This is a genomic window from Thermoproteus sp. CP80, assembly GCF_002077075.2.
GTDB lineage: Archaea > Thermoproteota > Thermoprotei > Thermoproteales > Thermoproteaceae > Thermoproteus.
The window spans coordinates 1-9,923 of record NZ_LCWM02000044.1 but is presented as its reverse complement, the minus strand read 5'-3'; the positions used below and the strand labels follow the sequence as shown (position 1 = coordinate 9,923).

Annotated in this window: 9 protein-coding genes and 2 tRNA genes; 6 read left to right on the top strand and 5 right to left on the bottom strand. The window is 57.8% G+C overall.

Annotation, left to right across the window (positions count from 1 at the left end):
* Positions 1-268: 268 nt before the first annotated feature.
* Positions 269-478 (bottom strand): 50S ribosomal protein L38e, encoded by a 210-nt coding sequence (locus B7L68_RS07885; protein WP_081247130.1) that lies wholly within the window; start codon positions 476-478, stop codon positions 269-271.
* 119 nt (positions 479-597) lie between these two features.
* On the opposite strand from B7L68_RS07885, the gene rpl12p reads away from it, so the two are divergent.
* A complete protein-coding gene (gene rpl12p / locus B7L68_RS07880) occupies positions 598-927 on the top strand; it encodes a 50S ribosomal protein P1 (protein WP_081247129.1) in 330 nt (109 codons plus the stop codon).
* Here the strand turns inward: rpl12p and B7L68_RS07875 are convergent.
* Positions 924-1,664 (bottom strand): DUF2208 domain-containing protein, encoded by a 741-nt coding sequence (locus B7L68_RS07875; protein ID WP_081247128.1) that lies wholly within the window; start codon positions 1,662-1,664, stop codon positions 924-926. The genes rpl12p and B7L68_RS07875 overlap by 4 nt on opposite strands.
* A gap of 223 nt (positions 1,665-1,887) precedes the next feature.
* On the opposite strand from B7L68_RS07875, the gene B7L68_RS07870 reads away from it, so the two are divergent.
* Genes B7L68_RS07870 through B7L68_RS07860 form a run of 3 tightly spaced genes read left to right on the top strand, consistent with a single transcriptional unit; the run spans position 1,888 to position 4,493 of the window.
* Positions 1,888-2,463 carry a hypothetical protein gene (locus tag B7L68_RS07870; RefSeq protein WP_081247127.1) on the top strand — a complete coding sequence of 192 codons (576 nt, stop codon included), beginning with the start codon at positions 1,888-1,890 and terminating at the stop codon, positions 2,461-2,463.
* 21 nt (positions 2,464-2,484) lie between these two features.
* On the top strand, positions 2,485-4,026 hold the full coding sequence (locus B7L68_RS07865; RefSeq protein WP_081247126.1) for a site-2 protease family protein: 1,542 nt from the start codon (positions 2,485-2,487) through the stop codon (positions 4,024-4,026).
* On the top strand, positions 4,023-4,493 hold the full coding sequence (locus tag B7L68_RS07860; protein WP_081247125.1) for a hypothetical protein: 471 nt from the start codon (positions 4,023-4,025) through the stop codon (positions 4,491-4,493). The genes B7L68_RS07865 and B7L68_RS07860 overlap by 4 nt, the downstream gene beginning before the upstream one ends.
* Here the strand turns inward: B7L68_RS07860 and B7L68_RS07855 are convergent.
* Complete coding sequence (locus B7L68_RS07855; RefSeq protein WP_081247124.1) at positions 4,479-5,834, bottom strand: RuvB-like helicase; 1,356 nt, start codon at positions 5,832-5,834, stop codon at positions 4,479-4,481. The genes B7L68_RS07860 and B7L68_RS07855 overlap by 15 nt on opposite strands.
* A gap of 1,496 nt (positions 5,835-7,330) precedes the next feature.
* On the opposite strand from B7L68_RS07855, the gene B7L68_RS07845 reads away from it, so the two are divergent.
* On the top strand, positions 7,331-8,797 hold the full coding sequence (locus B7L68_RS07845) for a hypothetical protein (RefSeq protein ID WP_081247122.1): 1,467 nt from the start codon (positions 7,331-7,333) through the stop codon (positions 8,795-8,797).
* 423 nt (positions 8,798-9,220) lie between these two features.
* Here B7L68_RS07845 and B7L68_RS08755 read toward each other — a convergent pair.
* Positions 9,221-9,351: transfer RNA gene (locus tag B7L68_RS08755), tRNA-Gly, on the bottom strand.
* A gap of 159 nt (positions 9,352-9,510) precedes the next feature.
* On the opposite strand from B7L68_RS08755, the gene B7L68_RS07835 reads away from it, so the two are divergent.
* Entirely contained in the window at positions 9,511-9,690 is a 180-nt protein-coding gene (locus B7L68_RS07835) for a hypothetical protein (protein ID WP_081247121.1), read from the top strand.
* A 123-nt stretch (positions 9,691-9,813) separates the two neighbouring features.
* Here B7L68_RS07835 and B7L68_RS07830 read toward each other — a convergent pair.
* Positions 9,814-9,901: transfer RNA gene (locus tag B7L68_RS07830), tRNA-His, on the bottom strand.
* Between the last annotated feature and the right edge of the window lie 22 nt (positions 9,902-9,923).

Sequence of the window (9,923 nt, the reverse complement as noted above, 5' to 3'; positions counted from 1 at the left end):
CAGGGCGCCGTAGAACTTGATCAGCGGCGAGTCCTTCCCGGCCCGTTCAGCCCTCCCTCTATACAGAACGGCGGTCTCCCCGCCGTCTCCGGGGCAAGCGAAGATAAGCAGACAGGGCTTGACCAACGACACGAACACTACCCGGATGGGCCCATTATCTGCAATAGTTAAAATAAAATGCGGCCGGGGTAACCCACCACTCTCATTCCGGCCCCTCTCGGGGCAGTCTGTGTGGCGTTTCTATCCGCCTCCCCGCTTAAAAACTTTTTCAGTACTCAACGATCTTCTTTCCCTTCTCTTTCAGCTCCCCCAATATGGCGTCCGCCCTCTCCACCGGAAGCTTTATGGTGTAGAGGTAGCCGGACAGCCGCGCCTTTAGCTTAACCACGCCTTCCTCCGGCATTCGCTTCACCCTGATCTCCTCGGCGTTTTCCGCATACCTCCGCCATATTTCGACCAAGAACACCTCCTTGGGCATGAGCGCCGGTTGACACCAGTTTTTAATTGTTGCGACTCTACCCCGCGCTACGGCCTCCGCGACTACGGCGCGTCGCGCCGAATAAAAATATTTTTAAACGGACTAGATCGCGTTGAGCCATGGAGTACGTCTATGCGGCCTTGTTACTACACTACGCGAAGCAGGACATAAACGAGGACAATCTGGCGAAGGTGCTCCAAGCCGCCGGTCTCCAGCCCGACGAGGTCAGAGTCAAGACGTTGGTTGCCGCTCTGAAGGAGGTCAACATAGAGGAGGCGATAAAGTCCGCCGCGTTCGCGCCCGTGGCGGCGGCCCCCGCGGCGGCTCCAGCCGCGGGCCAACAAGCTGGCGGGGCGGCGCAACAAGGCAAAGAGGAGAAGAAAGAGGAAGAGGAGAAGAAGGGCCCGAGCGAGGAGGAGATCGCTGGATCTCTCGCCGCTCTGTTTTAAGACTGGGCGTTCGCTTCTTTTCTTTGTATTATAACCATTTTTGAGATGGCTTCGTGCACCTTATCTATATCTTTATAATATATTCTATAGATTTGGTTATTCATTTTAAATTCTATAAACTTTCTCTCCGGATAGTATCTATATTCCTGTATCTGTATAGGAGCCTTCAGGCCCGTGTTCTTGTTTATCACGATGCCGGTGTCGTAGACCTTGATGTCGGTGGCTATTATCGGGAACTGAACTGGCCTGAAGGTGAAATAATAGAGCGGCGAGAAAATCGCCGTGTAAGCCGCGAAGAGCGCCACGTAGCCTAGATAGGTCGCCAGGAAGTGGCCCAGGCTCTGCTGGAGCGCTCCGCTGACGCCTGGGACGACGGCAGACTGTAGCGCCGGGAAGAGCCATATGCCGGCCAGCATCAATGGAAACGACATAAAATATATCATAAATGTTCTATTTAATTTTTTCATTTCATTGGGAAGCTCTTTATCTTTTTCTATAGCTTTATTTACATCTTTTTCATTTATATCGAACAACAGCTTTCCCTTCACAACCTCTCGCGCCTGTTGCGAACCTCTGCGATACGCCCTGATGCCCATAAAGGCCGTTATCGCGAAGATAGACGCCACGTAGAGCAAGCCTACCAGCCACAGATAGCTCATGCCCAATACAGCTAACACCGCCGCGTATCCGAAAATCGTGCCGAGGGTTATGGCAACCCTCAATACCACCTGATTCATGACTCGGTGGTCTCAAACACCTATTTATTTAGTTTCGGCGCGCCCGCCCAAGGTGGAGGCGCCGCGCCATCAAGTCTATATCTTTATAATTCAAGTATCTATCGCCTTATAATATATATTATGACAGTAATTGTTACATAAATTAAAATTAATATCAACTTCATTAAATCTATTTTGCATAGGCTAGCTGTAAATCTTTATGTATCTGGACGCTCGATGCGGCGTGAAGCTCACAGCCGTATGCAGCGATTACGAGGGGAGGCTTCCGCCGTCCCATGGGTTCGGCGTCTTGCTGGACAGCGGGGTCTTATTCGACTCATGCGCCGAGGACGCCGCAAGGCTGTTCCTGGAGGCGTTGCGGCCGTCTCCGGTGCTCGGCATCTCCGCCCTGGATAACCCCCATCACGCGGGGGGATTTTCCGTGTTCGGAGTTCCTGTGATCCGCTGGAGCCGGGGGGTCCTCGACGTGAAGGTCGGCGGCGTTCTGCACAGAGTTATAGGATTCGGGAGGGAGTCGGTGTTGGTCGTCGGGAGGACCGTGATATCGCCCTGCGGGCTTTTCACGGTGCCCTTCGGCAGGCTGTCGGCCATGCATCTGAGGGCCGACTGCTTCGTGGGCGGTCTCGGGGTCTCCACGGCCAGTCCCTACGCGACGTCGCGGGCTCTAGGCGAGCTGAGGGCCCTCGGCGTCAGGTGCGTAGCGCCTCTGCACAGCCCGCCGGGCGTTGCGAGGGAGCTCGAGAGGCGGGTTAACGTCTATAGGCTGGGCGCCGGCTCGGAACTGGAAATACCTATATAGTGGATTTGCCGGAACGCTCGCATGGATGCCCTTGAAACTCTGGCCGTATACGTGGTCTCGTGGCTCGCCGTGGCCCTGGCCCTCTATGCGATCCGCCGAGATTTGGTGAAGGGCTTCATCCTAATTATGTGGAGCTCCGAGGGGGCGGCCCGGCTCATAAAGAGGGCCGCCGAGAGGCTTTCCTTCGTGCCGCTGAGGGTCTACCTAGCCGTTGTGCTGGCCCTATTTCTGCTCTCGGCCTATTCGCCCTACTTCCCCATCCCGGCGGGGACGGGCGTGGCCTACATGCCCGGCTTTCTCTACATATTGCTGAGGTCGACGTATCAAGCCCTGGCGGGGCTACTCCACGGCGCCTCCGTGCAGGAAGTCGCCGTCGTGGGCGGGCAGGCCGCCGCAGTGCCCCTGCTGCCCGGCATCACGATACCTTGGGACCAGCTGCCCTACATCGCGCTGGCCATCATCGTCGGCGTTGCGCTCCACGAGTTCATGCACGGCTACGCCGCGGCGAGGCACGGAATAGGGCTGAAGTCCGCCGGGGTGTTCTCCGCGTTTTTCGTGCTCAGCGGCGCCTTCGTGGAGCCCGACGAGGAGCAGCTGAAGTCCAGCCCTCTGGGGGCCAGAGTCGCGGTTTTCGCAAGCGGCGTGGCCGCCAACGTGGTCCTGGCCCTGCTCGCGCTCGCGGTGTATCTAGCCGGCGTGCACGCAGGCCTGGGAGGCGCGGTGGTCGCCGGCATAAACCCCGCCACGGCGCAGTTGGGCCTCAGGCAGAGCGACGTAGTGGTGGCGGTCAACGGATGCGGCATCTCGGCCGACGTGGTCGTCCCCGACCAGCTTCTGGCGACGCTGAACGCCATGGCGGGCAACCCCGTGGGCGCTCCTCTGTGCAGCCCCAACCAGACGATAACTCTGGTGGTCAAGAGGGGGGGAGAGCTCGTCGACGTCGGTTTCCCCGCCGAGAGCATCTACGTAGGGGCTCCGCTGACTAGGTTGATATACGGGGGGCCTATGTACGACGCCGGCATTAGACCCGGCGATATAGTGACCGCGATCTACGGCTGCGGCGGCGCCTATCGTATATACTCCAGCGGCCAGCTCATATCGGTGATCCAGAACATAGTCGCCAGCGGTCTGTGCAGGCCGGGCGATAGGGTTGTCGTAGGCATATTGCGCGATGGGAAGGCGGAGAACTACACGGTCACCCTGGGCCACAACCCCGACAACTACAGCAGGCCGTTCTTCGGGATCTACACAGACGGCTTGGGCCAGCTGGGCTTCGACACGTCGGTCTTCGCGGCGTCCCTGTTCGCCAATACTCAGTTTGTAAAGTTCGTTATGTGGTTTTTCCTAATAAATTTTGGATTGGCCCTAATAAACGCGTTGCCGATATATCCGCTTGACGGCGGCCTGCTGGCCCTAGCGGTTCTCGAGCGGTATTTAGGCAAGGACGTCGCTAGGTATACAGTCTACGGCGTTACGGCGGTGCTAGCGGCATTCCTGGTATTCGACTCTGCGTTGGGTTTCGTCAGCGGCATATATAACCAGATATTTTCCCTACTTAGATGAGCCGGCGGACGGTCTACGGGCTTGCCCTCGGGGTTCTCTCGATAGCAGTTGCGCTGGCGGCCGCCTGGGCGCCGATAGGCCCTCTCATCTCCGACGAGGCGCTTCCGGCGCCGCCCAATCTGCTTATAGTAAACGGAGCGGTGGAGCCCGGCAACGGATTCCTGTGGTACTATCTATGGAAGGCGACGATATTGCTCGTCGTCTTCTTCTTTGCGGCGTTGATAGCGTCGTTCTTCCTGGAGATGGGGGCCGGCATCAGGGCGTTCTTCGCCGTGATATCTCTAGCCATAGCCGCGCTTCATTACGCCAACCTGCTCGCCATGACGAACTCCATGAGGATATACCCCCTGCTCGATGTAATCAATTTAAATATAAATGGACGCTCAATAAATCAATATTATTTAGATATTGGCCAATTATTTATAATTTATTTCATATATAATATTTTAAAGCTATTTAAGAAATAATTCCTCATACTGCTTTACGTAGTTCACGGACTCCTTAAGCGACGCGAAGAGGTTTTTGGCGTACTCTACGTCCTCCCGCGTGACGGAGCTTCTGCCGACATCCTTGGCCCGTATATATGCGGGCACCAACAGCTGTATGGCGTAGCGGAGCGACTCCTCCGCGCCTATCTTGGTCAGGCGCTCTAGGGCGTCGTCGCCCAGCTTTATGCCCTCCTCCTCAGCCCTTATCCTGATGATCTCCCTGACCTCGCTGTCGCCATACGGCTTCGTCCTTATTATGACCAGCCTGTCCAACATATCCCGCGGGATCCCGTGCGGCGACTCTATATCGGTGCCTCTGATCTTGGCTATGCCTCTGTTGGTGGCCAATATTATTATCGGCGCCATCTCGCTCTCCATGGCTCTAGAGAGGAACGCGAACGACTCTATGTCGAGCAGGTGGGCGTCGTCCATGAACAATATGCCGGGTATCAACTCGGCCTTGCCTTCATCCACTATCTTCTTGACGAAGCTGTCAGCCTCGCGCCTCACCTCTTCAGGTATTTCCTTAGTCTCCTCCACGAAGCCGAAGAGCGCCGCGGTCAACAGCCCCCGCTGTCTTGCGAAGGCAACGTCTATGTCGGTAAGTGTGAAGAACCGCGTTATCTCCTTCTCCTTATAGACGGGGCCCTTCGGCAGCTCTATCCTCCTCCTGACCATCACGTCGTACTGCTCCCCCGACTCCCCCCTCCCCTCAACGGTCACCCTCCCCGTCTCTTCGTCTATCGTTATCACGTCGCCCTCCTCGACCCCCAGCTCTATGAGCTGGACGGCTATCTCGGCCGGCACCCTCAAGGTCTTCTCCTCGTCCTTAGTCCTCAGCCTTATCGTGGCGCCTCTCGGCACTTGGACGTAGGGATTGTAGGGATGCTTGTCATACCTTATATCGATCGACCTCACCTCGCCCTCGTACACCTTACGCCACTCCCTCATCCTTATGCCTATGGCCTTCCTCAGCGCACGCATGAGGAACTCCGTCTTCTTGAGCTCCGCCGAATATATCTCCCCGGCCGAAAGCACGACGAAGGGCGTGTCCTCACTCAACTCCCTCGCTATTCCGACAGCCAACGCCGTCTTCCCGGTGCCGGGGGGACCCACTATCAACACCCCCTTGCCCGCGAATTTGCCCGCTCTGATCATCTTCACGACCATATAGGCCGCCTCCCTGGCCTCTACCTGCCCCACGAAGCCGTCCGCCGAGAACTCCACCTTCCCATCCCTCACCCCCAGCCCCCTTATGTGGGTATGCGCGGCAAACCTCTCGAACTTTGTCTTGATCTCCTCTATTCTTATAGAGGACATGGTGGCGGTTAACCCTGCCAAGATTTAAGTTTTTCACAGGGGACTTGCTGACGGCGTAGAGCCGCGGCCGCCTTCCTCGTCGGCGTCGTGGCCGCGTTAGAGGCGATGCGCTTGTTTGCCGGCATTGATGCCGCATCGACCGAGCTTAGCCGGCCATGGAGCCGGCACGCCGCACAGCCGACGTGCGGAATCGACTAAATATCCGGTCGGACTGCGCCGACGGTAGCCGGAGGAGCCCGCCGGATGGACCGGCCGGGATCTCCCGCGCTAGGCACCATGGCGTGCCGCATATCTGCGCGCAACGCGTTTGTCGTGAAATTCCCCTTTTGAGCGCCGTTGGTTTTGACAGCTTATCGATTCCACTTGCGCCCTCCGCCGCCTCCCCCCACGGCGTGTCGGTTCCACTTGTACCTCCCTCCTCAGCCGCCTCGGTTCCACTTGCGCCTCCCGCCGGCATCGCGGCTCCGGCGCATCCGCCCGTCCCCTCCTCCGCCTCGGCCGCGTTTAGTCCCCCGTCCGAAGGAAATCGCGGCGCCCCTCCGCCGCATCGATTCCACATAGGGCATCCGCCCTGCGGAAAGGAGCGGATGGTCGGAGAGGTAAAAAAGGGAGGGGGCTATTCCCAGTCGGCCGGCTCCACGTCGGCTGGCCTGCGCTCGGCGGGGCGGAGCCCGCCGCACTCCGTGGTGCATCCCCCCGGGCGCCAGGGCATATCGCGGGGTCCCTGCGGCAGCCGTCCGCGCAGCGGTTCATGCATGCGACGTAGCACCGCCCGAACGCGCCATCCTCCATGCGCGCTCCGCGGCACAGATAAGTTGAACCGGGGTCGTACCGAGTTCTCTGAGGCACCTCTTGGTGCACAATCTCGAACCTACTTGCGCCTCCTCCACGCCCTGGGGCTCGGGGTTTGGGGGTAGGCGGGCGGGAGGTGGGGGCGGAGCCAGCGCGTCCGGCCGGCGCGGGTTGGAGGGGAGCGGGATTGGGAGCTCAGTAGGACGATCCGCCGGCTGGTGGGCTTCCGGTGGAGGTCAAGCTCAAGCGGTGGGCAGTACGAACGTATGTACGGATCGATCCTCTTCTTACGTCCGTAGAGATTGTCCGGATCTATGTACTGCACGGCATACGTCGGTGTCGCCCACATCATTTCCCAGAAGTCGTCCATATGCCTTCCGGATTACATTGATAAATCGATCCGCCTCTCGGCGGATCCGCCGGCGCTTACAGGGAGTAATTAAGAAGGGCTTGACAGGGGGCTAGCCCCCTGTAGGACTTTTCTTTGATGTTCCCTGTAGGCGTCGAGGAACCCGCCGAGAGGTGGGCGAGGCGGTTCAACTTGGCGGTGCGCCGCGGAGGCGCAGATGTTTCCTGCGGCCGACGCGCCGTGAAGGGGCCGGCCCAGACGGCGAATTCGATCAGCCGGACGCCCCGCATGCGCTACGGCTCGATTCGGCCAGCGACGGCATCGAATCAATTTAACGGCAACCTCCGATAGAGACATGGAGAGGAAGTTCTCTGTAGACGAACTTAGGCGCCGCCTTGAGCCGGCCTTGAGGCCGGCCGAGCCGCCGACCGTGGAGGAGGTTCTTGAGCAGGTTTCCAAACATGGAGTCTTGCGGGGGTCGGTGGACTGGGTATTCCAGGCGTGGATCGCCTACGTCGAATACGCGACGCAGGAGATCATGAAGACCTTTCAGCTTACAGAGGAGGAGAGGAGCCAGCTCCTTGACTTCAGAGACACGCTGAAACGGCTTCTGCTGGAGGCGTGGATGCAGACGAAAGAGAAGCTGACGACGCTGTACAAGGCCGTCGCCGAGGGTGCGTATAAGCTGGAGGGCAACAAGCTGTACGCGCCGGACGGGACGTGGATGTATGTAAGAGAAGGGTTCGCTCCATACATCATAATTCACGGCGTCAGTGCATCGGTACGCTTCCCCGACATACTCAAGCTTCCGCGTGAGCGGCTTGAGCTGCTCCAGCTGGGCTGGAGGGCGAGCGATGAGGGCAAGATAGATAACCATCCCTTCATGGGTACCACACAGCCCTGGCAGATATTCGCATGGGTTACTGTAAGACATGGAGAACTTTATGTATATATTAATTCGGTTAACTTAACACATGAAGGGGCAACCATACTGATAGATGCCATTGCGAAAGATTGGAGGCAGAAGTGGAGCAAGGACAAGGCCATAGATATGGTGACAAGCTACTTCAGATGTGGGGAGTGGACGCCTATGCTTACTATGTGGCTTGGTGACGGCAAATCGAGACGTAATGATATATTACACAATAAATATAAGCTTGTGATTTCAGCCAAAGAACCCTGGAAGTTAGGCAAGAGTATAAGCATAGATCAAGCCCTTGTCGCCACGGGTAAGGAGACATTTGAGAGGCTTAAGGAGGCAGCAGGTACGTATGGTATGTTACTAGATCTTATGGGGGCTCATAAATGGACTAACATAAAGCTTGCCACCGATAAGGATTTCAGGAAGTTATACAAGTTGAAAACGAAGAAGAGGGGTATAGACGTCCTTAGGGAGACGTATAGGCGGAACAACATTGACGTCTCCACCGAGCAGTTAGACCACAGAGAGAGAAGTAAACTGAGGAGCCATGCGGTAGTTGTGGCTGGCGTTGAGATGTCTTTACATCTCGTCAGTAGCAGAAGCGGCTCGCTCAATGCTGTACACTATACCCGCGGTGTTGGGGAGGCATTGGAAATCGCCGGGAGGCTTGAGGTGGCCGGGCTTAGACCAAATATTGTGAAGTCCAACGCCAAATACGTCGTATACATCACCGCAACAGATCTCCTAAAGCTGGCAGAGAGGGACGAGACCGTCAGGAAGGCTATAGCGCTATATCTTGTCGAAAAGGCGAAAAACGGAACACCGAGGCAAAAAGAGATTGCCAGGAAATTCTTGCAAAGACATCCCCTTTTTATCCTTTGCCACATTCCTCTAAGCTAGCATCGCTGTGCGCTAACTGATATTGAATCGAAGTGCCGAGTTTAACCGAAATGTGGAACTGTTGAGCCAACGCCGCACAGCAACATGCTGCATCGAACATCTATCCGGTCGGATTAGGCGGAAACCGGGGCCTACGAGGTGTCGGCTAAGGTCTTGAGGCGGGGCCTCCACACCATCGTCGTGGATGGAGAATTGAGAAAAAGGGGCGGAGTCCTGGCTGCCAAGGCGCTAGGCACCTACTTCATAGTGAGGACGTAGGCAACAGAGGAGGCGGCCAACCGCAACACAGCCGCGGAGATCCCATCGCCGTCAGACTTGGAAGGCCTCCTGGCGCTTGCACGGCGGCCTGCAGGGCGATGGGTTTAAACATCGGCGAGCATGCCGCCTCCAGCCCTCTGGATAGGCTTAATGCGGTCGAAGAGGTGGTGCGGCGGCCGGGATTCGAACTCCCGGGGGATCCCCTCCCGGGATCAACGGCTTTCTTCGCATGTGCGTGGAAGGCCGCCATCCGTAGTCGGGGCCGTGCCCCCTAAACCAGGCTAGACTACCGCCGCCGCGCGATATATAGGACTCGCTTAAAAAGTTTACGCAGATCCACATCGGCGGTTTGAGGAGGGCCTCAGAGGCCGCCGGAAGGCTTAGGGCGGCCGGGCCTATGCCGAGCGTCGTCGTTTCGGAGCCGCTCATTTCGAGCATATCGACACACGGACCTCTTGAGGCTGGCCGAGGGGGAACGGCTCGTCGGGAGGGCCAGGGCGCCGTATCTCGCCGAAAGGGCGGAGAACGGCACGCAGAGGCAGAGGGAGATCGCCGGGAGGCCCCTGCAAGGACATACCCTTTTCTACCCTCAATCGCTTCGCTGTTTCCTCGAAGCCGACATCGCCGTGAGTTAGTCGAATTGAGTCGGTATGACGGGTCTGGCCGAACGTGGTGTGGAACCAACGACAGCCGGCATGTGGAATCGACCAGCGTCCAGTCGGACCGTGTCGACGATAGCCGGAGGAGCTCGCCGAGTAGGCCGCCGCCGGGATTTGAACCCGGGTCAATGGGGCCACAGCCCACCCTTAGGGGGCCTCCCTATCCTAGCCGCTAGACTACGGCGGCTTAGGCCCTACGACGCAACCAT